Here is a 26,688-nt window from a genome sequence, read left to right as displayed (position 1 = left end):
ATGCGAGCACCAGAGTTGCGGCTAGTCCCACCAAAGAGAAAACCCCTCATCCACAGGCAGTGGCCCCAGTCCGCCGAGCCACTGCTGGCCGGCGAGCCGGGAAGCTACCTCATCACAGGTGAAGAATCCGGTGCCGGGGTCACCAGCCTCATGCGAGAAGCCGTGGTCAATCGCCTCCGCGCCGGGGCGGACCCGGATTCTTTACTCGTCATCACCTACTCCAAGCGCAGTGCCCTCGCCTTTGAGGAGGCGCTGTGGAGCGAGCTCGTGACGGGGGGAAAGCAGAACTCAGACATCAGCGATGATGCAGACGAGGAGGCCGAATCACCCTACGTGGCGGAATCGAAGCTCGCCCAAAGCGTGCACTCCCTGGCCTTTTCCATCGTGCGCTACGCCGCCATGGCCACAGACTCGCCCATGCCACGGCTCATGACGGGCGCGGAGCAGGACGCGGTGTTCCGCGAACTACTCAAAGGCAACCAGCAGGCCGGCGGTGACTACTGGCCGCCGGAGCGTGTTGAAGCGCTGGATTACGTCGGTTTCGCCCGCGGACTGCGTGACTTCCTGCTGCGTGCGGGGGAGCGCGGGTTAACCTCCGCCGACCTCAAGGAGCTCGGGCAGCGGGAAGGAAAACCGCTGTGGAGTGCGGCGGGAGAATTCCTGGATGAATACACAGCGGTAATGAACCTGCAGCAGATGCATCACCTCAACGCTTCAGAGCTGCTCATCACCGCCGTACGAACCTTGGAAGCGGACCCCTCGCTGGTGGACAAAATTACGTCCACCATGCAGTTCCTCGCCGTGGATAACGCCCAACACCTCGATCCACTCTCCCAGCGGCTCGTCACCATCCTCGGGGAACGCATCCCCACCTTTGTTGTCGGTGGCAATCCACACGCGCTGGTGTATTCGTTCCGCGGTGCTAACCCGGACTTGCTGGAAGAAACCGCTGGTAAGGCGCAGATCTTTCTACACTCGAGTTTCCGTAAACCCGAGGAAAAACGCATCTTTTACACCCGAACAGAGGCCGATAACCTGTCCGTGGTGGCCAAGGAACTGCGGGAAGCACATCTCGTAGACGGAGTGCCGTGGGAAGACATGGTTGTTATCACCCGGTCCCTCGGCCACATACCTGCACTCCAACGCGCGCTGGCCACAGCAGACGTTCCCGTGCACATCGACGCAACCGATGTTGTGCTGGTGGACCAGCCCATTGTGCAGGCGATGCTTAAGGCCGTTGACATTGTTCTGGGTAATGGTTCCGAGGAGGATATCCTTGAGCTCGCGATTGGCCCCGTGGGCGGCGCGGATCCGATCATCGTGCGCAGGCTACAGCGCAGGCTAGGGGAACTCGGACCGATCGTTCGCGGAACAGTGGACGTTCCTCCGGAAGCCCACATCGGAGAGCAAGGCGACGAGGTGCTACAGCGCCTGCGCGGGGTGATCGCGGCAGGCCAAGACGCCGTGAATAGGGGAGAAGGGCTGGAGCTTGTGCTGTGGGCGGTCTGGGATGCCACCGGCCTGTCCAACTCCAAGCTGTACTCGGCCCTGCGAGGAGGCACCGCGGGAGCACAGGCCGACCGTGACCTCAACTCCATGATGGAGCTCTTTGACCTCGCCGGTGACTTTGTCGAGCGTGTTGAGCAGCCGTCCCTCGAGGGTTTTATCGAGCACCTTGCTTCCCAAGACCTCCCCTCTGCTGTCCGCGAGCGGCAGGTGGTGAAGCCTAAGGCGGTGTCTCTGCTCACAGCCCACGGCGCGATAGACGGTGAGTGGGACACGGCGATTATCGCGGGCGCTGACGATGACTCGTGGCCCTCCCTCGGGCTCACGGGAACCATTTTTGACCAGGAGCAATTTGTCGATCTGGTGGACGACAACGTGGATCCCGCTGCGTACATCGACCGGCTGCGCGAGCGCCTTCATGAGGAGCAACGACTCTTCACGCTCATGCTCACCCGCGCCACCAGGCGCCTGGTCATCGCGGCCGTCAAGCCCTTAGAGGAAGATTCGCCACTACCCAAGCCCTCACGGTTTGTGGAACAGCTGGAGGACGATCCCACCTTCACAATCTCCACGATCAGTGAGACGGATGAGCTCCCGGTCATGTCCATGCGGCCGTTCATCGCTGAGCTAAGGCGTGCCGTGACGGGCGAGGCCCGCGACGAGGAAGAGCGCAACGAGGCGGCACGTTTGTTAGCGGTGCTCGCCGAGGCCGGTTTTGTGGAGGCGGACCCCGCGCATTGGTGGGGGCTTAATGCTCCGACCGATCTCACGCCGCTGCGCACGCCCGGGGAAGCCGCCGTGCTCAGCCCCAGCCAGGTGGAGGCAGGCCTGAAGTGTCCGCTCAAGATGGTGCTGAACTCGTGCACCCCAACGGAGCAGACGAGCTACCTTCGCAACGGCACCCTCCTTCACGCGCTCGCCGAGGCGGCTGCCCTCCTCCACGGCGACGCGGATGCCATTGAAAAGGCCAAGGACATCGTGCTGGAGGCCTACCTCGAATCACGCACCGTCGCCCCGTGGCAAGAGGAAGCGGACGAGGCGGAATTCGTCGAACTCATGGAGAAGACGATCACCAAGATGAGTGCTGCCGCAGGCACCCTCGTCGGTGTGGAGATACCGATGCGCGTGACCGTAGGCACGATGCCCGACGGCGGACCGATCCAGGTGAAGGGACGACTCGACCGCGTGCAACAGGATTCCGAGGGCCGATACAAGGTGTACGACCTCAAAACCGGGACCACCACGCCCACCAAAGAAGCGGCGAAATCTCATCCCCAACTCGCCGTATACCAGCTCGGGATTAACAACGCGACGTTGGTGGAAGACCCACTCAGCTTTGTCACCTCCGAATCCCCCGAATCTACGCTCACCGCCGGAGGGGCGGAACTTGTCTACCCGCGTAGATCATCTCCTCTCAAACAGGACCCCCTCACTGCGGACAACGCCGAGATCCTTCTCGCCCATCTGCGGGAATTGGTGGAACACACCTCAGATTCCACCGTGCCCGGTTTCCCCACCAAGAACTGCAGTTCCTGCGATTTTAGGAAGATCTGCCCCACCACTGACGAAGGACGCTCCATCAATGAAGTACACAGCTAAACAGCTTGCAGAAGAACTCGGCGCGTTTGCACCGACTCCCCAGCAGGAGGCGGTCATCGAATATCCGCTCCACAACCTGCTCGTAGTCGCCGGCGCAGGAGCTGGGAAAACCAAAACCATGGCCGACCGCGTGGTGTGGCTCGTTGCAAACGGACTTGTCAGGCCCGAGCAGGTGCTGGGGCTCACCTTTACCCGCAAGGCCGCTCAGAACCTGAAGCAGAAGATTCGCGGCTCCCTGTTTGATCTGCACCAGAAAGTCTCTGGGCAAGAGGTTCGCGCGGAGGATAATCTCGACGCGTCGGTGTACACCTACGATGCGTACGCGCAAAACCTCGTCCGGGAGTACGGGCTGCTGCTTCCCACGGAACCGGGTGCCCGCATCATCTCCTACGCGGAGATGATGCAAATAGCCACGAAGATTGCGGAAAACTACCACGGCTCGTTCCCGGATGACACGGCCACCAAATCAACCGCGACGGTGGCCAAGCACATCGTGACCCTGGTGTCCAACATCGAATCCAACATGCTGACGGTGGATGATGTCATCGAGGCCAGCGAAGAGAACATCCGGCTCGTTGACGGGCTAGCAAAGCAAACCAACGATACGAAAAAGTTTGTGAATACGCAGCACACCAGGGAGACCTTGCTCAAGCTGGTGCAGCGCTTCAACGACTACCTCAAAGAGAACCGCCTCACAACTTTTTCGCACACCATGTCGGCGGCCGCGCGACTTGCCGTGAACGAGCCCGCCGTAGGAGCGGGCGAACGAAGCAGGTTCCGGGTCATCATGCTCGACGAGTACCAAGACACGTCGCACTCCCAGAGGATCTTGCTGCGGGCCTTGTTTGGCACGGGTGAGCCTGGCCTGGCAGTGACCGCAGTGGGGGACCCGATGCAGGCCATTTACGGCTGGCGCGGGGCAAGTCCCTCGAACCTCGCGAACTTTGTCACCGACTTCCCCCACACCCCCGGGGATGAAGCCACCAGTCAACTCCCTCAGGAGGCAAAGAAACTCGAGCTGACAACAAGTTTTAGGAATCCGGCAGATGTACTCACCGTGGCGAACTCGATTTCCGGCGCCATCCTTGACGCTGGGGGCGAGTATTCGTCTGGCGAGCGCGCCGTGGCCGAGCTGCAGCCACGCGAAGGAGCCTCCTGCGGGGAGGTGAGCTTTGCCAACTTTGAGCTGGAAGAAAACGAGGCCGACTATGTCGCGCGTCAACTTGCCATGGAGTACTACGGGGTGAGCGACGAGGCGCTTGATGCCTACGTGGAAACTCTGGCTAAGCAAGACTCCGGGGAAAGCGGTCTACCAGGGGCGACGCGGCGCAAAGACACGGAACCTTTTGGCGCTGCGATCCTCGTGCGCCAGCACAGCCAGGTGAAAGAGGCCGCCAAGGCGCTCGAGCGCTACAAGGTTCCCTACCATGTGCACTCTCTCACCGGCTTGCTGGAAATGCCAGAGATTGTGGACTTGGTTTCCATCGCGCGTGCCCTCGCCCGCCCCGATGACACGACGGCGCTGCTGAGAATCCTCACCGGACCGCTGGTTAAACTCGGGTTTGCTGATCTCAAGGCCCTATCCTCCAGAGCACGTCGGCTCAACTCGCTGCAGAGGGAAACAACAGCAGACGACGGCGACAGCCATGACGAAGATTCCCCGGTTCTTACGCACCTGCGGGAAGAAGTGGCATCCGCGCTGGAAGAAGACAGCGTGGCGCTAGGTGACGCGTTGGCCGACCTCGGTGATAAGGAGCAGTACACACCTGCAGGGTATGAGCGGCTGCTGAAACTTTCAGCACAATTCCGGTGGCTTCGTGGAAACAGCCTCACCAACGGGCTGCAAGACATTTTCCAAGACATCGAGAATGTCTTTGGTATCCGCACGGAGGTGCTCGCCCGGGAGAACCCGCGGGTTCTCGGAGTGCCCGGGACCTCCCATCTGGACACGTTCCACAGCTATGTGGCGAATTTCTCCGCGATCGACGGTGCCACGCTGAACGGCTTCCTCGATTACCTGGAGGCGGAAGAACAAGACAGGAGCATGGATCAAGGGGAGCAGACCGTTTCCCCCAACAGCGTGGACATCATGACGGTGCACGCCGCCAAGGGCTTGGAATTTCCTACCGTCGCGGTGATCGGTGCAAACCAGAAGATGTACGGGGATGGCAGCACTGTGGAATCCGTCAGCACAGCGGCCACGGCTCCAGCAGTGTTGCCATCGGTCCTCGCTGGCGACGGAGTTGATATCCCGGAGCCACTCCTAGCCACCCCGTCGAAAGACTGGAAGAACGATCTGTCCTTCGCCTATGGGTACGAATTCCTGGATTCCACCCCCCGTTTTTCCGTGGACCCCGATTTGGAGATTGTCAACGGAACAAAGTTTAAAGAAGCAGTGGAGCGGTACAAGTGCTTCCTGCGCATGAAGGAAGTGCGTGAGGCGACGCGCCTCCTGTACGTGGCGGTGACGCGCTCGTCCAACCGGTTGATTGTGACCTCTCATTCCAGGAAGCGCGATGCCTATGAGGAGATGACTTTCGCACCGCCGGCAGGAGATAACGAGCAACAGAAGGCGAAGCCGACGCGGAATATCAGCGTCGTCCAGCCCACCAGGCTGTTTGCCGAGCTCGCGCAGTCCGAAGATTTCGCCTCCGATGTGGTCACCTGGTGGGAGCCCACCGACGATCTCGAAGAGTTGTACGTGGAGCGCGATGCTACCTTAGGGCGATTCCCACAGGATTTTCTCGGCGATCGCAGGGAAGAAATTGAGCATGCAGCCGAGCTGGTGGAAAAGATGAAAGGGACACAGCTCGCAGCACCAGACTCCGGCGAACAATCCATGAGTGATAACGCTAAGGTGCGTCGGTGGCAGACCACCGCGCGTAAGCTGCTCGAGGAAAAGAAGCTCCTTGATCGCCCCGTCATCGACGTTGAGCTTGGCGATAGGCTCACCGCGACCGAGATCGTGGCGCTTAAGAAGAATCCGCAGGAGCTGGCTCGTCGCCGTGTCCGCCCGGTGCCATTTAAGCCCAACTCCCAAGCTAAGCGAGGGACCAAGTTCCACCAATGGATCGAGGATCGCTTCACCATCCCAACTCTCCTTGACGAGGATCAGCTTCCCGGAATGGGCGAAGAGGATGCCTCCGGTGAGGAACTCGAGATGCTGAAGGAAAACTTCCTCGCCAGCGAGTGGGCCGATCGCACGCCCGTGGCGGTGGAGCAGGCTATCGAGTACAGAATCGGCAGCAAGCGGGTTACCGGCAAAATCGATGCCGTCTTTGAAAACCCAGATGGCACGTGGACCGTGGTGGACTGGAAGACAGGCAAGGTGCCCACAAAGGCCGAACTGCCGGCACTGGCCCTGCAGCTTGCGGAATACCGACTGGCGTGGGCTGAGATTCAAACCAAAAAGACGGGAAGCCACGTGGATCCCTCTCAGGTGCAGGCCGTGTTCTTCTACGTGCGGGAAGGATTCACGCTCGCGCCGGACAAGCTGCTAGACAAGGAGGAACTGCGCTCACTCATAGAGTTGGAAGGGCAGTAGCCTGCTATGCCCGCTATCACCGTGCAGAATCCCGTCCGGGTGGTGATAGTGGCTAGACTCATGTAGATGCGTGCGGAAAATGGATGTGCACGCGCCAGTTGCAGTGGTAATTAAGCATTGAGGAGAGTGGAGATGCCTTTAGGTAGACGGCTTCGGCCGAACCTCAATTTCCGCATTGGGGCGCAGGCAGACCTCGACGAGCTCCCCGAGCACGCTCTGCTCAAGATCATCAATATCCCGGGCGAGGCAAAATCCAGCCCGTGGGTGCTCATCGCCAGGCGCGTCGCCTACGCCACGGTCATCATGATCACTACGGCGCTCGTGGTGTACTTCGACCGGGACGGCTACTCGGAGCCACTGACATTCGTTGACTCCCTGTACTATTCGGCCGTTTCGTTGTCTACCACCGGTTACGGCGATATCGCCCCGGTGGCGCAACACTCGCGGCTTGTCAACATCCTCATCATCACTCCGCTGCGAGTCCTCTTCCTCATTCTCTTGGTCGGTACGACGCTGAGCGTGCTGACGGAGGAGTCGCGGAAGACTCTGCAAATTCAACGATGGAGAAGAAACATGCGTAACCACACGGTGGTCGTCGGCTATGGCACGAAAGGCAGGTCGGCTGTGGCAGCGCTGCTTGCCGACGGCACTCCCCCCGGCGAGATCGTCATCGTCGATACGGACCGGCAGGCGCTGGAGATGGCATCCTCGCAGGGGCTGGTCACGGTGCACGGCAGTGCCACGAAGGCGGACGTGCTCAAGCTGGCTGGTGTGCAACGCGCACGCGCAGTGGTTGTGGCCCCCAGCGTTGATGACACCGCCGTCCTGGTGACACTGTCCGTGCGAGAGCTTGCACCAAGTGCGATGATCGTCGCCGCGGTGCGAGAGGCGGAAAACCAGCATTTGGTGGAGCAATCCGGCGCGGACTCGGTAGTTATTTCCTCCGAAACGGCCGGCCGGATGCTCGGCCTGGCCACAGTGACACCCTCCGTGGTGGAGATGATGGAGGACCTCCTCAGCCCGGATGAAGGGTTCTCCATTGCAGAGCGCCAGATCGGCGAGGACGAGGTGGGTGCCAACCCGCGTCACCTGGCAGATATTGTGCTGGGCGTGGTGCGCTCCGGCGAGCTGTACCGCATCGACTCGCCCGAGGCCGAGATGTGCGAGCCAGGAGATCGTTTGCTGTACGTGCGTCGTATCGCGGATTAACAACTAAGACATTCGGAAGGGGAGAGAAACGGTGGTAGAAGGCCGCGGCACACAGGGTGGGGAACGGATTCTCTACCTCTTCACTGCCAAGGGAACATTTGCAACCGAGGGCGGCTCCGGCACGGAACAACCCGTCTACGGGTGGCCGCTGGCTGAGGTGGACGAGATCCCAACGGTCACTATCGACGTGGAGGGTGGAAACCGCGCCGGTCTCGTTTCACCCGGCGAGCTCGAGGGCCTCATCGGTGCGTCACCCCGCAGCCTGAAAATTGCAAGGATTCAGGACCAACCGACAAGCGAACCCCTGGCGCGTACTTTCATGCGACTTCGCAACCAGGTGACCTTCAAGTACAGCCCCGTGAACGGGGAGAAGGTCAGCTACGAAGCAGATGGAAGGTTCGGCTACGACCAATCCGGAAACGAGGTGTTCCCGCGCCTCGACCCCGCAGTCATCGGTCTGGTGACGATCGGGGAGAAGCTGCTTCTCACCCGCAAACCGGGTCGGGACTACTACTCGCTTGTAGCGGGCTACGTGGAGCCGGGGGAGACAATCGAGGATGCCTTCACCCGTGAGGTGCTTGAGGAGACGGGGCGTCGGGTGAAGAATTCCCGCTACGTCATGTCCGCGCCCTGGGCGGCGACGGGCAGCCTCATGCTGGGAATGCACGCGGAAACCATCGACAGTGAAGCGGTCAGCCCCACCGACGACGAGCTGGAAGAAACCAGGTGGGTCACCCGCAGTGAGGTGCTCTCGGGTAGGGTTCCGCTCACCGGACGTGGCTCGCTTGCACGCACCCTCATCGATAGGTGGAGTGACGTTGGATAACTTCAGTCTCGACGATCTTGATCCTGACCAGCGCGTCGCGGCAACCGCGCCACGCGGTCCGGTATGCATTCTGGCCGGTGCAGGCACCGGTAAAACCCGCACCATCACCTACCGCATCGCCCACCTCATCAACACGGGCGCAGTCAGCCCGCAGCGGGTGCTGGCGGTGACATTCACCAAACGTGCGGCGGGCGAAATGCGTGACAGGCTCGCCCACATGGGGATTCCCCGCGTTCAAGCCCGTACATTCCACTCGGCGGCCATGCGCCAGCTGGCGTATTTTTGGCCGCGCTTCGCAGGTGACCTGCAGTATCAACTACTGGATAAACGTCTCCCGCTGGTCGCGCAGGCCGCACGCGCCGTGGGCGTGAGTACCGCCAAGGAAACACTCGTCGATCTCACAGGGGAAATCGAGTGGGCGAAGGCCACGCTCATCAGCCCGGATAACTACGCAGAGCAGATGGAGAATTTCCATCGCACCCCTCCCGTTTCCGCCAAAGAGGTGGGGCAGGTGTACGCGAAGTATGAGGAACTGAAGTTCCGCCCGGGGGTGGCGCTTCTTGATTTTGACGATGTCATCAATCACTTGGCCACCGGCATAGTCAAGGTACCCGGCGTTGCCGACGAGTTCCGGCAGCAATACCGGACTTTTGTCATTGATGAGTATCAAGACGTTACCCCCGCCCAGCAGCGCCTCGTTCGCGCGTGGTTGGGGGAGCGGGACGACCTCACCGTCGTGGGGGATGCGAATCAGACGATCTACTCCTTCACAGGAGCCTCGCCGAGCTTCCTCCTCGATTTCACCCGCGATTACCCCAACGCGGTCACCGTGCGCCTGCAGCGGGATTACCGTTCCACACCGCAGATCACCGATCTGGCGAACGCGGTTATCGGCCAGGCGAAAGGCCGAATCGCCGGGACTAAGTTGAAGCTGCAGGGTATGAAGCCCGCCGGTCAGCCTCCTCAGTTTGCCACCTACGAGTGCGAGCCGGACGAAGCGCACGACGTTGCCCGTCGTATTAAGCGGTTGATTGAGACGGGAACTGCGCCCTCGGAAATCGCCGTGTTGTACCGCATCAATGCTCAGTCCGCGGTGTTCGAGGAAGCGTTGTCGGAGGCCGGCATTGTCTACCAGGTGCGCGGTGGCGAGGGATTCTTCCTCCGCCCGGAAATCAGGCAGGCCATGAGCGGATTGACTCGGCTAGCCTCCACCGGCCGCGCCGAGGAGTTGGATCCGGTGGATGCCGTGACCGAAGTTCTCCGCAGACAGGGGATGACGCAGAACGAACCAGAAGGGCAGGGTGCCCGCGAGCGCTGGCAAATGCAAAACGCTTTCCTCTCGCTGGTCAAGGACCTCGTTCGGACGGACTCCACGCTCACGCTCAACGGAATTGTGCAGGAGATGGCTCGCCGCAAGGATGCCAAGCAACCGCCCAATGTTAATGGCGTAACACTCGCTTCGTTGCACTCTGCAAAGGGCTTGGAATGGGATGCCGTGTTCTTGACCGGGCTGCAGGAAGGTTCGCTTCCTATCAAGCAGGCGTTGAAAGAGGGCGAGCGGCAGATCGAGGAGGAACGGCGACTGTTCTATGTGGGTATTACCCGTGCCCGCAGATTCCTCCATATGTCTTGGTCCAAGGCACGCTCAGAGGGCGGGCGTGCCACGCGCAAGCGGACACGCTTCCTCGATGGCATTGTCCCAGAAGAAAAGGCCGATAAGCCGACGCAACACAAGATGGAGCGGCGCTCTCGGTGTCGTGTGTGCGGAAGGCCGCTCACCACGCCGGAGGAGAAGGTGTTGGGCCACTGCACCACCTGCCCTGAAGACACAGATCAGGCGTTGTTTGCAGCTCTTCGTGCCTGGCGTGCAGCCGAGGCTAAAGATAGGGGTAAGCCTGCGTACATGATCTTTACGGATGCAACGCTCATGGCAATTGCGGAGGCGATGCCGTCGACGGATGCGGAATTTCTCGCCATCCCCGGAGTGGGGCCCGTTAAGCTGGATAAATTTGCGGATGACCTGCGGGATGTTCTAGAGGAGTACCGCTGATTCTGGCGAAGCACTCCGGGCAGTGAGGGTGTGGCTCCATGTGGCGTACGTCGATGGTCATGCCATAGGGATCAACCACCTCGAACTGGCCAGGAGTGAGAAGCGTGTGTGGTGAGTGGAAGAAATTCCCCACCCCCGGTGGGCTGACCATCACGCCTGCGGCTTTCAGCGTCATCGAGATGATGCGGGCGGCGGTTTCGGCGACGATCAGCGGGTCGCGGGAGCCCCGTCTCACGGGGTTCTGCGTGAGGAGCATCCGCCAGCGCGGGTCGAGATCGAGGTGGTAAAGCTCTGCACACAGGGGGCACGGCCCATCACCGTCGATCATGGCTGGGCCCACGTACCCACGGCCGTCGAGAATGCACCCCTGCACGATGGTGCGTGCAGAATCACGGATTGCTGCGGAGTACACCGGAGCCTCGATGAGCGTGTCCACGAGGACAAGGATTGCTTTTTCCGGCACCCGCGCGAGGAAGTGCTCCTCAGACTCCGTTTGCAGCGAGGTGAGCAGCTGGAAGTGATCAAAAGGCAGGAGGTGGCGCACCTCTTTTGCTAGCGGGCTGGTGCCCACCACGGCGACCTCGATCTTCGTACGCTGCGGAACGATAACGCGGTACGCCACCAAGTCCTCAATGAAAGCGCGGGCCCACTCAACACTGTTTCCACATGCTGCAAGTCCGGTGATGAGTTCGTTGTAGGTGCGCGTGGAGTGGAACCTTTTGAGGTAGCTTACGGTGCTGCTGGCAAGCTGATGGCTTGGAAAGGTCACCACTGCCGTGTGGGCTGTGTCGATCCCAAATTGAACGGACTCTTTCGAGCGAAATATGAGCGTGGCCAACGGATTGAACCCAAACGGTGGCAGCTGCAGTTTAGGTGCCACCTCCGTTGGCGGTGCCGGCTTGTCCACGGCGTGCGGAGTGCTCACCGCGACGAGTGTCGGTTTGTTGTCAGTTGTGGTGCGGATGAACTGTTTCACCAATTGTCCCCCTTGAAAAGATTCCCCTCATTTAGGCATGAGGATACTACGAGGGGCGCGGGCGCGCAGTGCGAGAAAACAAAAACATTCGCGGCACTGGGCCCCCCATCTGTGGGGCCACGTACACTGTCACACTGTGAACAGCACGCATCCCGATGATTCCGCGGCAGCATCCGCAAAAGAAGCCGGCTCAGTTGTGGATTCAGCATCCAGCCCCGTTGAGCCCACGATTCGGATCATCCGTTCGGCGCGCCGACGCAAGAGCGTCCAGGGCCGTCTTAAAGGGGATGTTTTTGAGGTGCGGGTTCCCGCCTCCATGTCGCAACAGCGCGCGAACATGATGGCGCGTGAATTGCTGGGAAAAGTGCAGGCTAAGACGGTTCCCGCTGTGGATCTTGAGGCAACCGCTACGCGCCTGAACAAGAAGGTGTTAGGGGGACGGGCTTCGTGGACTTCCATCCGCTGGGTGACAAATCAGAATTCTCGCTGGGGGTCGTGCACTCCCGCTGAGGGAACGATCCGTATCTCTCACCGGTTGCAGAAGGTCCCACAGTATGTCCTTGACGCGGTGGTCGTACACGAGTTGGTGCACACTTTTGTCCCCAACCATGGCCCGGAGTTTCAGCGCTGGGTGGCTAAAACCCCGTTAGTTGAAAGGGCCCAAGGCTACCTGGAGGCCTACGGAAGATGGGGCGAGAACTAGCGTTCTCGCCCCGGCATATCGTTTCTCGCCCTGGTCTAAGGCTTCTCGCCCCGGCATATCGTTTCTCGCCCTGGTCCAAGGCTTCTCGCCCCGGTCACGATATTCCCGTCCCGGGGCTAGAGCAGCCTACTTATCCTCGGGCGAATCGTCGCCGCTGCCACTACCGTCGCCGCCGTCGCCGGCATCGTGATCATCGTGGCCCTTGCCAAAGTTGCCGGATTCCTCCAGCTTGGTGATCTCGGCGATGGGGTCGAAATCGTCGGTAAGCAACTCGTCGATGAAGGCGGCGGAATTGTCCAGGTGCTCAGCGCGGGGGAGGAAGTCCTGGTGATTCCACAAACTATCGCGACGTTCCTGGCCCACCGCATCGCCCACACGGCGCCACAGGTCCACGGCGGCGGCCACCTTGGGGGTCTTGATGGTCACGCCGATAACCTCGTCGAGGACGGTGTCGGCGGAGCCGCCGGAGGCAAACCGCCTGTCCCAGGCCTCCTCCATCTTGGCGGCGGAGGGGATCCGGTTGATGAGCGCGTCGTGAGTGACCAGTTCCACCCACCCTTCCACGAGGGCGAGCTGAGTTTCGAGGAGCTCGGCGGATTTCTCGTTGCGCGAGTAGATCCGTGGCTCGAAATTGGAGTTGGAGATCTGCTCGAGGAGCTGCTGCGGGTCGAATTCGCCGGCCTGCATGTCGCGGATGGCCTCATCCATCTCACTGGTGTCCATCTCCAGGCCGAGGGCGTATTCTTCCACGGCGCCGATGATGGAGTCTTGCAGCCAGGAGGCGTGCTTGAACAGGCGCTGGCGGGCCGCCTCGCGCGCGGTGATGTAGAGCAGGGCCTCTTCCTGGGGGATGTCGAGGCTGCGCACGGCGGCGTTGACGTTGGAGGGGAGCACGGCGATGGTGCCCACGGGGGCTACAGGCATGCCAAAATCGCTGCCGGTGAGCACCTGTGTGGCGAGTTCCCCGAGGTCGCCGCCGAGTTGGTTGGAGATCTGAAGCATCTGGAAGTGGCTCATAGCGCCCATGATGGGGGTGAGGAGCTGCTTCGCCTCGTCGGGGACGCCGGTGCTGTGGAGGTTGTCCCTGTTTTCCACGATCGGGTTGAGGAAGCGCACCCAGGTTTCGGCGGTGTTCTTCAGCCAGGTGGAGGCGTTCCATGCCTGCACGGGCCCGCCGGCTGCGGGGATGTCGGTCACTCCGTCGAGCCAGAGGTCGCTGAGGCGGGCGGCTTCGCGCACGGCCGTTTGCTCGGCATCGGAGGGGCGGCGCTCGGAGCCGATCTCCTCCACGCCTACCTTGATCACCATGGATGGGTCGATCCGTTTGTCGTCACCTGTGGCGTCGCCCGAGTCGCTGGGTTGGTTAAACATGCCAAACCCGGTGGGTGGATTGTCGCCACCGCCTGCTGGGTTAAACATGGCCCCAAATTGTTGTAAGAAGTCTCCGAGGTTGCCGGATTGGAACCCGCCGTCGGAGGACCAGCTCATAAAACCAGGCATGCCGCCAAAGGGGTTAGATCCTTGGTTATCGCTGGAGCCGTCGCCGGAGTTGTTATCGTCGCGAGAATCGCCGTTGTTGTCGCGGTTGTCGTCCTGATCGTCGTCGCCAGAGGTAAATCCGAATCTATTGCTCATAGTTCTAACCTACCGTGGCCTGCCTACCGCACGCTAGATAGTTTCGGCGTGCTGTAAGCGAACATGTAGGGTTATGGTCGTGAAAAATTCGTCCTCTACGTTTCGGTGGGGAGCCGTCACGGTTCTCGTTTTGCTTGGGCTGGTTGTTGCTACAAGCCTGCCCGGTGTTGTGGGGGTGACGGGTCTGCGCCTGGGTGTGCCGTTCGCCGCTATGGGCCCCGGCCCGAGCTTTGACGTTCTGGGTACTACGGAGGACGGCCAGGACGTGGTGGAGATCGATGGCGCGCCCGTGGATCAGACGGACGGCCAGCTGCGGATGCTCACGGTGAGCGTGTACACGGACCTCGGTTTGGGCGATGCGGTGTCCATGTGGCTGCGTGGTGACCGCGAGCTTGTGCCCCTGAACTCTGTCATCCCCGCGAATACGAGCCAGGAGGATGTCGCGGAGGCGAACAAGCAGGCCTTTATCAACAGCGAGTCATCGGCTACCCTCGCCGCCCTTAACTTCCTCGGCATCCCGTTGGAGACGGTCATCGCCGAGGTCATGGAGGGTGCTCCCGCTGAGGGTCACTTTGAGGTCGACGATGTCATCACGCTTGTCGACGGCCACCCGGTCACCGTTCCCTCCAATGTTTCGGAGTATGTTGCCTCCCGTGCGGCGGGAGATGAGGTCACCTTTACCGTTCGCCGGCACAGCGAGGAGGTGACCATCCCCGTCACCCTCGGTGAGAAGGATGGGAAGCCGTACGTGGGCATCCTCATGAAGGCCGATCCGTCCGGCGATATGACAGTGCAGTATCGGCTCTCGGATATCGGCGGCTCGTCCGCCGGGATGATGTTCGCGCTGGGTGTTATAGACAAGCTGGATCCCGGCGATACCACCAAGGGCGTGAACATCGCTGGTACGGGCACTATTGATCCGGACGGCACGGTGGGCCCGATCGGTGGGATTAAGCACAAGATGACGGCGGCGGAGGAGGTCGGTGCGCAGCTCTTTTTAGCGCCCGCCGATAACTGCGACGAGGTGGTCACCAAGGATCCCGGCTCCATGACCGTGGCAAAGGTGTCGAGCCTGCAGGATGCCGTCGATGCCATCGACGCGTACGCCGCAGGCCAGCCGGTGACAAGCTGTACCGCCACCGACGAGTAACCAGCTGCATGGCGCTTGTTGACGGTGCTTTGCAGCGCCGGAGCGGAGTTGCGGCGCACCTCGTTACCGGTTCGCAGCGAGTAAGCGCAGGGGTGCGATCGGTTTTGCAAAGTTGTAGTAATTGACTACAACTTTGCGGGGAAAAGGCCGAAAAAGGGGTTAAACGGAGACAGAGTTGTAGTAAATTACTACAACTCTGTGGGGGAGGTGGAAATTACTACAACTCTGTGGGGGAGGTGGAAATTACTACAACTCTGTGGGGGAGGTGGAAATTACTACAACTCTGCGGTAGGCGGTGTGGGTACCGAAATCCGCCATCTGGCCGGCTACTGATCTGCTAGGCCGAGCTCCTTGATGCGCGCCGAGGGGTCGACTTTGTCGGAGGAGATCATCTGCTGCATGGTCAGCCCCTGCTTTTCATCTACCACGGTGATGATCGCCGTGGAGCCGAGCACGGACCAGCCGACGATCCTGTTGCCACTTTCCTCCACCACGCGGGAACTAGACAGCTCTCGCAACACCTGGGCGGTGGATGTCGCCTTGACATCGGAATCGAAGAACTGGAATTGCCCCACCTTGGGTCCATCGCAGGAATAGGAATCCGGGATGCCGTTGGGGTGGCAGTTTTCCAGCCCGGCGAAGAACTCTTCCGGTGCAAGGGAGGAAAATGTGCATGCAACCGTGTCTACTAAATCGTCCGCTTCCTTCTCCGAGGTGGGGGAGGAGCTGCGCTGCGTTGTCGACGACGCGGTAGAAGAAGATGTCGGCTCGTTCGTGGATGTAGTGTCCGCGGACTCCGTAACCTGCGTGGACACGTTAGTGTCCACATCCGCCCCGCACCCTACGAGGGCGGTGGCGCATCCTGCTACGGCCATTGCTGCTAGCACGCGTTTCATGGTGTCCAGTCTAACGTAGACCGCTACTCGTCCTCGTCGCGCTCGTAGATGTCGTCGTCCTCGTCTAGTCCGAGGGTGAAGCTGTACTGCAGGGCCGAGATAAGCTCCGGCGCGATGCCGGGGCCGCCACGCAGCTCGTAATCATCGTCGGAGAACAGGCCCTCCTCGGTGCTGCGCAGCTGCAGGATGGTTTGGGTGAGGTCCTCGTCGCGAAGCACGGCGGAGAACAGGCGCGCCGGGCGGGGGGACGGGTCATCGGACGAGGTATCGCGGAAGGTTATCTCTTGCGCAAGCACTGCTCCCACCACCTGGTCGGGCCAGATGATGCGGGTGAGGTACTCGCCGAGCTCGGGGGAGCCGGCCGGGAGGTTATCCGGAAGTTCCTGGACCACCAGCGACAGTGCCTCTTCGAGATCGGGGTCCGGGAGGGCGTCGATAAGCAACCGACTGGGAACCAACGCGAAGAGGGTGGGGGGAGCGTCCCAGCCCTCGGCGTGGACAAAATCGATAGCCTCCAAGACGGCCCTGTTCAGGTGTTGTTGAGAAAATTCCATGCTCGAATCGAACCTCCATCGTAGGCACTACGAAACATTTATTAGACTAGCGGTAACTTGACCTATCAATGAAAAGGAGTAGCACGTGGCTACCGGATTGAGACCACCTGCTCGGAAACCGAACCGGGGGCTCCTCACCGCGATCACCGTCGTGGTTGCCCTCGCCGTTTTTGTGCCGTGGCTGGTGGGGTACTACACAGACTGGCTGTGGTTTAGACACATCGAATATGACTCCGTCTTTGTCAAGACGCTGGTGACCAGGCTCATCCTGTTCCTCGTCTTCGGCCTCGTGGCCGCAGGAGTGACGTGGCTGGCGGGCTACATGGCCTTCAAATACCGCCCCGACGAACTCGACGGCGGGGATATGTCACCCACCATCCACGAGTACCGCAAGGTCATCGAGAAATCCCTGAAGCGCCTGCTCCTCGGCCTGCCGCTGATCGTGGGAATCCTCGGCGGCCTCATGGGGCAGGCCGCGTGGCGGACCGTGTTGTTCTTCTTCAACCGGCAGCCCTTCGGCGTGCAAGACCCCCAGTTCCACAAGGACCTCGGGTTCTACGCCTTCACTTTGCCCGTCATCCAGCTCATTGTGGGCTCCCTGCTTGTGCTCCTCGCGGTGGCATTCTTCATCGCGCTGGTGGGGCACTACCTGCTCGGCGGGCTGCGCCCCGGCAACCGTGCCGCGGGGCAGACGGCTTTTGTGTCCCGCCCCGCCCGGATTCAGCTCGCCGTCACCGCGGGCCTGTGGATGCTGCTCATGGTGGCCAACTACTGGCTGCAGCGCTACACGCTGCTGGACAACCAGCACGCCACCTTCACCGGCGGTAACTACACGGATATCAACGCGCAGCTGCCGGCCAAGATCATCCTCATGGTCATCGGCATCGTCGTCGCCGTCGCGTTCTTCTCCGCCGTGGTGCTCAAGGACCTCCGCATTCCCGCGGTGGCAACGGTGCTCATGGTGCTGTCCTCCCTCGTGGTGGGCACCGCGTGGCCGGCCGTGGTCCAGCAGTTCAAGGTGAAGCCGAACGGGCAGGAGGCGGAATCGCCCTACATTGCCCGCAACATCGAGTCCACCCGCTACGCGTACGGCATCGACGATGACCACGTCACCTACCTTGATAACTGGGGCGCCGACGCCACCAGCGACGAGGCGGTTGCATCCGACAGCTCGACCGTGTCCAACATCCGCATCCTCGATCCTGAGGTGTTGCCGGACACGTTCACCCAGATGCAGCAGCTGAAGAACTTCTACGGGTTCCAAAACCCGCTGTCCATCGACCGTTACGAGCAGGACGGCGAGGTGCGCGACTACGTGGTTGCCGCCCGCGAGATGAACCCGAACTCCCTGGCCGATAACCAGAAGGACTGGCTCAACCGCCACACCGTGTACACGCACGGCAACGGATTTGTGGCCGCCCCCGCCAACCGCGTGGATGAGGTCGCCCGCGACGCGTCCTCCACCCGTGGCGGCTACCCCGTCTTCACTGTCGCCGACCTGTCCACGGTGGAGAAGGACACGGCAGACGGCCACCCGGACAAGCTCAACCTGAATCTCACGCAGCCGCGCATCTACTACGGCACGGTGATTTCCAAGGTGCCGGACATCGTTGACTACGCCATCGTGGGCAGTGATAACGATCAGTCGTGGGAGTACGACACGGATACCACCATGTACACCTACGACGGCAAGGGTGGCGTGCCGATTGGCAACTACTTCAACCGCATCGCCTACGCCCTCCAGTTCCAGGAGCTCAGTTTCCTGCTGTCCGACCGCGTCGGCGGCGAATCGAAGATCCTGTACAACCGCGATCCCCGCGAGCGCGTGGAGAAGGTCGCACCCTGGCTGACCACGGACTCCAAGGCCTACCCGGCGGTCATCGACGGCCACATCAAGTGGATCGTCGACGGCTACACCACGCTGACGAACCTCCCGTACTCGCAGCGCATGTCCCTGACAGAGACCACCCAGGATGCCCTCAACCCGACGGGTACCGATCAGCGCCTGCTCTACGATCAGGTGTCCTACATCCGCAGCTCCGTCAAGGCCGCGGTGGATGCCTACGATGGCTCCGTCACCCTTTACGAGTTCGATGATCGGGACCCGGTGCTCAAGGCGTGGCAGAAGGCCTTCCCCGGCACGGTGAAGCCCAAGAACGAGATCCCCGAGGAGCTCAACACGCACCTGCGTTACCCCGAGGACCTGTTCAAGGTGCAGCGTGAGCTCATCGCCCGCTACCACGTGGACGATCCCGGCACCTTCTTCAAGAACGAGGCTTTCTGGTCCGTCCCGAACGACCCGTCCGCCACCGAGGAGCGCAAGAACCTGCGCCAGCCCCCGTACTACGTGGTGGCCGCCGACCCGGAGACCAACGATCCCACCTTCCAGCTCATCACCCCGTTCCGTGGCCTCGAGCGCGAGTTCCTCTCCGCGCACATGACGGTGACCTCGGATCCGGAGAACTACGGCAAGATCACCGTCCGCGTGCTGCCCACCAACTCCCAAACATTGGGACCGAAGCAGGCGCAGGACACGATGGACTCCTCCGACCAGGTGGCCCGTGACCGCTCGCTGTGGCAGAACACCAACGAGGTGATGAACGGTAACCTGCTCACCCTGCCCGTCGGCGGTGGCAAGATCCTCTACGTGGAGCCCATGTACACCAAGAGGAAGGGGCAGCAATCGGCGTTCCCCAAGCTCCTGCGTGTGCTGGTGAGCTACGACGGCAAGATCGGTTACGCGCCGACGGTGGCCGAGGCCCTGTCCCAGGTGGGCATCAACCCGCGTGAGGCCAGCGACCTCAAAGAGGCCGGCGTCAGCGTGGATGAGACCGAAGGCAATGCGAATAAGCCGGCGGACGATCAGTCTGGCAACGCGCCCGCCAGCGCCGCGCCGGGTGACGCGCAGGCCGCGATCGAGCGGATCAACAAGGCTCTCAACGGGGTCCGTGCCGCCCGCGACGGCTCCCACGAGGAGTACGGGCGCGCACTGGATGAGCTGGACCGCGCGGTAGCGGAATACCAGAAAAACTTCCAGTAACCCCCGGCCGATAACCGAATAACTGCAGATCCCTGATCGGGTACCGCGCACACGTTGTGCGCGGTGCCCGGTTTTTTTAAGGCGTTGCAGGGTGCTGCGGAAAAACCCCAGTTCGTGCCGGTGCTGGCGGTGGCAGAGGTAGTCGCATCGGCATGCGTTTTGTGGCTGCAAAGGGCGGTGTGCGGCCCAACCTGAGGAAGGTGCGAAAGGAAACCACATGTACGGGGTTGACATGCTGTGTCCTTGTGGGCAACAACGGTCTGTGGCGGGCCACAAGCTCCGTTTCCGGGCAGTATCCGGAAGCATTCGGACTATCTGTTCGGTTGATTTTGCGCGCCATAGAGTATCTCACTGGCTGAGAATGTGCGGTTTCAGAGTGAGATGACCAGGCAATTTGTAGATTGCTGCCAGCTGGCTATCAGTGAACCGGTGTTCGCGTGTGAGTAAATCTCATAATATGAAATTGCGCTACCAGCTAGTGAGACTTACCATCGTTTTCAACTTCAAACTATCCGCTTTGAAGTCCACCACTTAATAAGAAATGAAATGAGGTGCCATGTGAGTACTGCCATCCAAGTCAAAGAACAACAGGAAGCTGAAAAACACGCGAAACAGAATAGACGTCGCGTGATTATTGGTTCCACCATCGGGACGACAATCGAGTTTTACGATTTCTACGCCTACGCCACCGCAGCAGTGGCAGTGTTTCCGCACCTCTTCTTCGCAGAAACGGAAAACCCCACGGTTGCGCTCCTGCAGTCGTTTGCCACCTTCGGCCTGGCGTTCATCGCTCGCCCTTTGGGCTCAGTGGTTTTCGGTCACTTCGGTGACCGCATCGGCCGCAAGGCCACCCTCGTCGGGGCGCTGCTGACCATGGGGATCGCAACGTTTTGCATCGGGCTTCTGCCCACCTACGCGCAGGTCGGCCTCCTCGCTCCGGCGCTTCTGGCGCTCATGCGCTTCTGCCAGGGCTTGGGCCTCGGTGGCGAATGGTCGGGCGCTGCCCTTCTCGCCACTGAGAGTGCTGAGGAAGGCAAACGCGCCCGCGCTGCTATGAGGCCCCAGCTCGGGGCACCGTTCGGGTTTTTCCTTGCAAATGGCCTCTTCCTGGTCATTGTTAAAACGCTGGGGCACGATACCGCACACCTGGATTCCCCGTTCATGGTGTGGGGCTGGCGGATCCCCTTCATCCTCAGCGCCGTCATGGTCGCTGTGGGCCTGTGGGTGAGGATCCGGCTCGATGAGATGCCGGTGTTTACACAGGCTGTGAAGGAAGGCAAGAAGGCTAAAGCACCGCTTACTGAGGTGTTCAAGGTGGCTCCTGGCCCGCTCGTCGCCGGCACGTTCATCATGGTTGGTTGCTACACGCTGTTCTACCTGGTCACCACCTGGATCTTGTCCTACGGCATCGCCGATCGCGAAAAGGGGCTGGGCCTCGGGTTTGATTACCAGCAGTTCCTCGTCATCCAGCTGATCTCCATCTTCGCGTTCATGGTGGCCATCCCGCTGTCCGGGTACTGGGCGGACCGCTTCGGTCGCAAGCCCACCCTATTTTGGACCACCGTTGTCATCATCGCGTTTGGTCTCACATTCAAGCTGTTCCTGGCTCCTGAAACGTCCACGTTGTTTACTGCACTGGTGTTCATCACCCTGGGAATGTTGCTCATGGGGCTCATCTTCGGGCCGATGTCAGCCGTTTTGCCGGAGCTTTTCCCCACCAACGTTCGCTACACCGGGTCCGGGTTGAGCTACAACATCTCGTCCATCCTGGGTGCCGCGATTGCGCCGTTCATCGCCACGTGGCTCAACGCCACGTACAGCGTATCCTCGGTTGGCTACTACCTCGTGGTGGTGTCTGCCGTCTCGCTCACCGCTATCGCTTTGATGCGCGAGTCTCGAGATATGGATATGACCGAGATCTAACCTGTTTTTGCTTGTCGACGCCCCTCCTCACGGTTCTCCTTTCACTCACCGTGGGGTGGGGCGCCGGCGTCATTTCTAGCCTCGGCGTTAGGCGTTAAGCCGCCGGGCTGTCTCCTCCAACACGTCCCACTTCTTGCAAAAGGCAAAGCGGACAAGGTTCTTCCACGGATCCTTGTGGTCTGTGAAAACCTCGACGGGGATGCACGCCACCCCTGCGGTCTCAATGAGCTCATGTGCAAATTCCACGCCGGGTTTGTCCACCCCAGCAACGATGTAATAGGTGCCTAGCGTGTCATGAACTGTATACCCCGCGCGATCAAGCGCATTGGCCAGGTAGTCGCGTTTGCGCTCCAGTTCCTTCACCATCGTGTGCACCCATTCCTGCTCGTTGGTTAGGGCGTGTGCCACGGCGGGCTGGAAAGGGGAGGCTCCCACGAACGTCATAAACTGCTTGGCTCGCGTGACAGCCTGAATGAGCGGGGCCGGGCCCACCGCCCACCCCGTCTTCCACCCGGTGACGTTGAAAGTCTTGGCCGCGCTGGAGGCGGTGATGGTCCGCTCCTGCATCCCAGGAAGCGAAGCAATGGGCTGATGGCTACCACCATCGAAGATGAGGTGCTCGTACACCTCGTCGGAAAGCACCAAGAGGTTGTGCCGGGTGGCCACACGAGCGACCTTAGTAACGTCGAGCACAGCTCCGGTTGGATTGTGTGGACTGTTGACAATGATCATCCTCGTCCGAGGAGTAACGGCCTTGTCCAGAGCCTCTTCATCAATGTCCCAGGAATTGCCTGAGGGGATCAGTGGCACGGCAACCCTTGTTGCGCCGACCAAAGCGATGGACGCCGCGTAAGAATCGTAATACGGCTCGAAAACGATCACCTCGGAGCCGGGCTCCACCAGGCCGAGCACGCTGGCTGCAATGGCCTCGGTAGCCCCGACGGTGACCACTATTTCTGAATCTGGATCAGTCGCAAGCCCGTAACGTGCCTTTCGCTCGGCGGCGATCGCCTCGCGCAACACGGGGAATCCTGTTCCCGGTGCATACTGATTGTTCCCGGAGCGAATCTCCTTCACGGCACGGTCAAGCATTGACTGCGGACCGTCCTCATCCGGGAAGCCCTGCCCAAGGTTAATAGCTTTGGCGGCCGCAGCCTTCGCAGACATCGTGGCAAAAATGGTCTCACCAAACGGTTGGAGTCTAGATACTACTTCGCTCATGTGTAGCCAGTTTAGCCCTCCAGCGCTGGGGATTTGGATGTGTAGGCGTGCGTCGTTATAGTAGTAACACGTTGCCGCAAGGCACGGTATCCGCTTGAGGATACGCGTCGCGGGGTGGAGCAGCTCGGTAGCTCGCTGGGCTCATAACCCAGAGGTCGTAGGTTCGAATCCTGCCCCCGCTACCAACTTCCAGCCCCCTACCAGTGGAAACGCTGGTGGGGGGCTTTAGTTATTTCTCTTAAGGAGCACGTCCTGGGACTCAAATCGGGACTTTAGCGATGGCATTTTGTCACTTAAGCCGGTTTGGAAGTGATGCTGCCCGACACGCGGCACAGGGTCTTCGGTGTGGGTGAAAAGCCACCAGTCCATGGTGATGCGCTGATGCTCATCGAACATGCTGCGATGATTGCCCGCTAAGTCTTTGAGTTGTTTGTTGATGCCGCCTTCCAGCAGGTTCGTGGTGGCTTTTAAGTCCTGGGTGACACCTTCAGGCGGGGTAAGAAAGGCAAATAGTTGTTCTGCGTGGATGAGTTTTTCTAACCGTTTTAGAGCCCTGCGGGCGTTGCGGTGGGTGTACCACCATTTCTGGTTGGGGCTGACCCATTGTGGCACTTGGCCTGCCGGTATAGCACTGCGATAGGTTCGCTCTTTAAGCCAATCACCAAACGTGATGCAGGCGTGGTGGACTGCAGCAGTAAACCGTGCAGCATCTTCACGGTTGTGTACCTGGATAAGCATGTAGCCTAGCTTTCGAATTGCTTTATGCGCTGGGTGAATCGGGTTGCGACTGATGTCGGAGAAGGTGTTGCGTTGGACGTGGACTAGGCAGCGTTGAATGGCAACGTCGGGCCATTTAGTGCGCAGCGCTTTTAACGCTCCGCCTGCCCCGTCGGTGGTGACGATGAGTGGTTGCGCGATTTTGTCGAGCAGCTTTAGGTATTCGTATGAGCTTTCACGCAAGCACCAGTGTCAGGCGATGACGTGTGTGTCGGTGCAGGCTACCAGCAGGCATTTCTTGTGAAAGTAGGTGCCGTCGATAAAGACCTGGTCGTAAACACGATAGGGGTCAGTAGACGTGGGCACCTCATCACCAAAGATATAAATCCAGTAATCACCGAGAATAGCCTTGAAAGTCGAACCTTTTACGACGTTGTGTACTGGATTGTTCAGCATATTGAGCCCCAACACGATCCTAAAACATTTGCCAACGGAGGCCGAGAAGGACAAACACTAACCTTCCCAGAACTCATAGGGAACTCATTCACAGTTCCTGGTCAGAAATACGAACTCGGCTACACGCTCGCATCCTTAATCATGTGGTGGGATCGTCGAGTCAAAGAAGGAGTTCTCAAAGAAACCGACAACAGTTTCATCCTTGACGAGGATTACGCCGGTAGCGTCTTCGATCAGCTCCGCCGAGGAAAGATCCAAAACTAGCTTTTCCAGAATTGTTGTCCCTGCGCCCAGTACTTAAAAGCAATCGCCCAAAGTAGAGGACACCATTACTACTAAACGATGGGGTACACCTCAAAAAACAGTTTTAGAATTACTGTCAGAGTCAGAAGGCGTTGGCACAGATAGCCCCGGTGACCAGGGTTGTGACGACGGCTTCGGAACACCATCCGGTCAGTACTCGTGTGCACTAGGCTGAAAATGTCAGAGCTCCCGGGCGCAAGGAGACAGGGATGGACAGCAGCCACACGGACATTGCTGCGACATCACACCTGACTATGCCTGAAGCTGAGTGGGAACAGGTCTGAGCACAGGGACGGGTAATCGCTAGGTTGGCTGAGTACGAGAAAGCCGGAGTAAGCACTGCTGATGCGGTCGCCGAAGAGCTGGGATGTCCCGGCGATAGATATACCGACTTCTTACACGCCACAGCGAGGGTTCAGGGGTAGTAACTGATCTTCTCGCGGATTTTCCCGCGCGGTGCGCAGTTTGTCCCCGCTGAGCAGTGGTGGCTGGCTTTCCGTGCGGCCACGAACCCAGGCAGGCTCCAGACCGGCCTGTCTCCGCTCCCGGATCAGATCACATTCAAACTCCGCCGGGCGGGAAGATGTGGAACACTTTTCGGCCCCCGGAGGATGAGGTGCCGGTGTTTCCTGCAGCGATCGAAACTCCACTCCTCTCGTTGTGCTGACGACAGAATGCCCCTCGGGGTTGCCAGCCAGGCGGGGATTACTTGACGGTCATGCCGAATGAGTCCGCGATGGTCCGCGCGGTCTGCTTGGCGTAGGGGCCTACCCCGGTGAGCGTGGCGGATCCGGGGCCGGTCCAGTCGCCGTAACCGACCAGGTGCAGGCCCGGGTATTTTGGGGTCGTGCCGTCTAGGAGCCGGCGCACCGGCCCGAGGGACGGCCGAAACCCGGTACACCAGATCAGATGATCGGCCCGTACTTCGTTGAGGGAGTTAAACATCGGCGTCGCCGCCAACCATCCGGCGTCGCGGGCAGCGCGCACCTGAGGCAGCACGACAATGTCGCCGAGCTCCGAGTCGGCCCCTGGATCGGTCTCGCCGCGCTGGACGGCCAGGGCGCGTTGCCGGTTCCGGCGAAACAGCACCCGTCCGTCGACCTCATCGGGCATCCACCGTGGTGGATGGCGGGTATACCAGGTGACTTCGGCAACACCGGTGAGCTCGGCGGCGATCTGCGCGGCGGAGTTCGCCGCCCCCACCACAGCCACGGACGACCCCCGGAAAGGGCCCACCCCCGGATAGTTCGCCGAATGCCACTGCGTGCCGGTAAACAATCCCGGGTAGGCCGGAACGAAGGGAGTAGACCAGGTACCGGTGGCGGCTACGACATAGGGAGCCGTCCACGACCGATCGCCGGCGTGGAGGCGGTAGCCTCCAGCCACCCGCTCGACGCGGTCCACGTGCACGGGGCGCTCGACGGGGATCCGGTAGCGCTGCTCATAGTCGGCAAGGTAGTCGATGACATGGTCCGACGGTGGAAACCCCTCGTAGGCTGGCATAGGCTTGCCCGGCAGGCTGGAAAACTCCGCGGTGGAAAACAACGTCATTGATGGCCACACATGTCGCCACGCCCCACCCGCATCCTCCTGATCGTCGAGGACCAGGATGTCCACGCCTGCTCGCAGCAGGTAGTAGGCGGTGGCCAGCCCCGCCTGGCCACCGCCAATAATGATCGCCTCGAAGTCTTTGCTGGTCACGTGTATGGTCATCTCCTTCTCGTCGGGGGTGATTCAGTCCATTTGCAACACGGTGCGCAGCTCCGCGAACAGCTCCGGGCGCACCTGATGGGTCACCGTCCGACCGACCCGGACCTTGTCCAATAACCCGGCCTCGGTCAACCGCTTCAGGTGGTGCGACACGGTCGGCTGACTCAACCCCGACGTCTCTGTTAGCTCCCCGACGCTGACCGGGCCGCAGCCTTCGACCGACAACTGCGATAACAAGCGCAGGCGGGCGGGATCGGCCAGACCGGAGAAGGCGATGACGTAGTCGATGCACGGGGCCAGCAGCACGCCTAGCAGCAGGGCCTGGTCATCGGCCACGAACCGGGACAGCAGGTAGACCACGACCGGGACGATGAGGAAATTCAGCACGGTCAAACCGGCCAGGAACCGGCCATCGCGCAGTGCCTGCCCGACCTTGGTCAGCGGCACGCTCAAAAACGTGGCGTAGAGCAGTGCCATCAATACCGGGTTGATCGCCACCTCAAACGCCGGAGCGGTGGCAGGAGCAGCCAGGCCGATGAGCGCTCCGAGGACGAGGGCGGCGAGATACAGCGGGATCTGCCACCGTTCCCACCAATCGAGCACGAGCATCCTCCCTGAAAAGCAATGATAGGCACGTCAACAACATAAGCCTGGTGCACAGACTAGCGTC

At 60.6% G+C, this 26,688-nt stretch carries 17 protein-coding genes, 1 tRNA gene and 1 pseudogene; 11 read left to right on the top strand and 8 right to left on the bottom strand.

Going from position 1 to position 26,688, the window contains the following annotated elements; all coding sequences use genetic code 11:
- From HMPREF1219_RS09855 to HMPREF1219_RS09835, 5 genes are all read left to right on the top strand, one after another.
- Positions 1–3,105, top strand: coding sequence for an ATP-dependent DNA helicase (locus tag HMPREF1219_RS09855; protein WP_016458785.1), 3,105 nt, complete (start codon positions 1–3; stop codon positions 3,103–3,105).
- On the top strand, positions 3,089–6,649 hold the full coding sequence (locus HMPREF1219_RS09850) for an ATP-dependent helicase (protein ID WP_016458784.1): 3,561 nt from the start codon (positions 3,089–3,091) through the stop codon (positions 6,647–6,649). Before HMPREF1219_RS09855 ends, HMPREF1219_RS09850 begins: the two co-directional genes overlap by 17 nt.
- Positions 6,650–6,781: 132 nt before the next feature.
- The gene (locus HMPREF1219_RS09845) at positions 6,782–7,858 is read left to right on the top strand and encodes a potassium channel family protein (RefSeq protein WP_016458783.1); all 1,077 of its coding nucleotides are present in this window, start codon (positions 6,782–6,784) and stop codon (positions 7,856–7,858) included.
- 31 nt (positions 7,859–7,889) lie between these two features.
- Positions 7,890–8,684: an NAD(+) diphosphatase gene (locus HMPREF1219_RS13290; protein ID WP_016458782.1), complete on the top strand. Its 795-nt coding sequence runs from the start codon at positions 7,890–7,892 to the stop codon at positions 8,682–8,684.
- The gene (locus HMPREF1219_RS09835) at positions 8,677–10,734 is read left to right on the top strand and encodes an ATP-dependent DNA helicase UvrD2 (protein WP_016458781.1); all 2,058 of its coding nucleotides are present in this window, start codon (positions 8,677–8,679) and stop codon (positions 10,732–10,734) included. The genes HMPREF1219_RS13290 and HMPREF1219_RS09835 overlap by 8 nt, the downstream gene beginning before the upstream one ends.
- On the opposite strand, the gene HMPREF1219_RS09830 is transcribed toward HMPREF1219_RS09835, so the two are convergent.
- The gene (locus HMPREF1219_RS09830; protein WP_016458780.1) at positions 10,679–11,710 is read right to left on the bottom strand and encodes a hypothetical protein; all 1,032 of its coding nucleotides are present in this window, start codon (positions 11,708–11,710) and stop codon (positions 10,679–10,681) included. The two genes, HMPREF1219_RS09835 and HMPREF1219_RS09830, sit on opposite strands and share 56 nt — an antisense overlap.
- Positions 11,711–11,906: 196 nt before the next feature.
- Between HMPREF1219_RS09830 and HMPREF1219_RS09825 the strand changes: the two genes are divergently transcribed.
- On the top strand, positions 11,907–12,413 hold the full coding sequence (locus tag HMPREF1219_RS09825) for a M48 metallopeptidase family protein (protein WP_016458779.1): 507 nt from the start codon (positions 11,907–11,909) through the stop codon (positions 12,411–12,413).
- 126 nt (positions 12,414–12,539) lie between these two features.
- On the opposite strand, the gene HMPREF1219_RS09820 is transcribed toward HMPREF1219_RS09825, so the two are convergent.
- Positions 12,540–14,048 (bottom strand): zinc-dependent metalloprotease, encoded by a 1,509-nt coding sequence (locus tag HMPREF1219_RS09820; RefSeq protein WP_016458778.1) that lies wholly within the window; start codon positions 14,046–14,048, stop codon positions 12,540–12,542.
- A 73-nt stretch (positions 14,049–14,121) separates the two neighbouring features.
- Between HMPREF1219_RS09820 and HMPREF1219_RS09815 the strand changes: the two genes are divergently transcribed.
- On the top strand, positions 14,122–15,198 hold the full coding sequence (locus tag HMPREF1219_RS09815) for a YlbL family protein (protein WP_016458777.1): 1,077 nt from the start codon (positions 14,122–14,124) through the stop codon (positions 15,196–15,198).
- Positions 15,199–15,524: 326 nt separating this feature from the next.
- On the opposite strand, the gene HMPREF1219_RS13285 is transcribed toward HMPREF1219_RS09815, so the two are convergent.
- Positions 15,525–16,094, bottom strand: coding sequence for a hypothetical protein (locus tag HMPREF1219_RS13285; protein WP_016458776.1), 570 nt, complete (start codon positions 16,092–16,094; stop codon positions 15,525–15,527).
- A 23-nt stretch (positions 16,095–16,117) separates the two neighbouring features.
- Positions 16,118–16,648, bottom strand: a complete 531-nt coding sequence (locus HMPREF1219_RS09805; RefSeq protein WP_016458775.1) for a PPA1309 family protein — start codon at positions 16,646–16,648, stop codon at positions 16,118–16,120.
- 85 nt (positions 16,649–16,733) lie between these two features.
- On the opposite strand from HMPREF1219_RS09805, the gene HMPREF1219_RS09800 reads away from it, so the two are divergent.
- Both HMPREF1219_RS09800 and HMPREF1219_RS09795 read left to right on the top strand, forming a co-directional pair.
- Positions 16,734–19,688 carry a UPF0182 family protein gene (locus HMPREF1219_RS09800; protein WP_016458774.1) on the top strand — a complete coding sequence of 985 codons (2,955 nt, stop codon included), beginning with the start codon at positions 16,734–16,736 and terminating at the stop codon, positions 19,686–19,688.
- Positions 19,689–20,234: 546 nt separating this feature from the next.
- On the top strand, positions 20,235–21,611 hold the full coding sequence (locus tag HMPREF1219_RS09795; protein ID WP_040427734.1) for an MFS transporter: 1,377 nt from the start codon (positions 20,235–20,237) through the stop codon (positions 21,609–21,611).
- Positions 21,612–21,698: 87 nt separating this feature from the next.
- Here HMPREF1219_RS09795 and HMPREF1219_RS09790 read toward each other — a convergent pair whose 3' ends face one another.
- Positions 21,699–22,832, bottom strand: a complete 1,134-nt coding sequence (locus HMPREF1219_RS09790) for a pyridoxal phosphate-dependent aminotransferase (RefSeq protein WP_016458772.1) — start codon at positions 22,830–22,832, stop codon at positions 21,699–21,701.
- A gap of 108 nt (positions 22,833–22,940) precedes the next feature.
- Between HMPREF1219_RS09790 and HMPREF1219_RS09785 the strand changes: the two genes are divergently transcribed.
- Positions 22,941–23,017: transfer RNA gene (locus tag HMPREF1219_RS09785), tRNA-Met, on the top strand.
- 145 nt (positions 23,018–23,162) lie between these two features.
- On the opposite strand, the pseudogene HMPREF1219_RS12345 reads toward HMPREF1219_RS09785, so the two are convergent.
- A pseudogene (locus HMPREF1219_RS12345) lies at positions 23,163–23,915 on the bottom strand (transposase); the annotation flags it as partial.
- Between HMPREF1219_RS12345 and HMPREF1219_RS13000 the strand changes: the two are divergent.
- A complete protein-coding gene (locus HMPREF1219_RS13000) occupies positions 23,799–24,269 on the top strand; it encodes a hypothetical protein (protein WP_169455941.1) in 471 nt (156 codons plus the stop codon). The pseudogene HMPREF1219_RS12345 and the gene HMPREF1219_RS13000 overlap by 117 nt on opposite strands.
- A gap of 744 nt (positions 24,270–25,013) precedes the next feature.
- Here the strand turns inward: HMPREF1219_RS13000 and HMPREF1219_RS09770 are convergent.
- Both HMPREF1219_RS09770 and HMPREF1219_RS13370 read right to left on the bottom strand, forming a co-directional pair.
- Positions 25,014–26,021: an ArsO family NAD(P)H-dependent flavin-containing monooxygenase gene (locus HMPREF1219_RS09770; protein ID WP_016458769.1), complete on the bottom strand. Its 1,008-nt coding sequence runs from the start codon at positions 26,019–26,021 to the stop codon at positions 25,014–25,016.
- A 21-nt stretch (positions 26,022–26,042) separates the two neighbouring features.
- Positions 26,043–26,495, bottom strand: a complete 453-nt coding sequence (locus tag HMPREF1219_RS13370; RefSeq protein WP_281166650.1) for a metalloregulator ArsR/SmtB family transcription factor — start codon at positions 26,493–26,495, stop codon at positions 26,043–26,045.
- Between the last annotated feature and the right edge of the window lie 193 nt (positions 26,496–26,688).

The sequence above is a fragment of the Corynebacterium pyruviciproducens ATCC BAA-1742 genome (assembly GCF_000411375.1).
GTDB lineage: Bacteria > Actinomycetota > Actinomycetes > Mycobacteriales > Mycobacteriaceae > Corynebacterium > Corynebacterium pyruviciproducens.
Note: the sequence above shows the minus strand (reverse complement) of the source record. Positions and strands in the feature narration are given on the sequence as shown.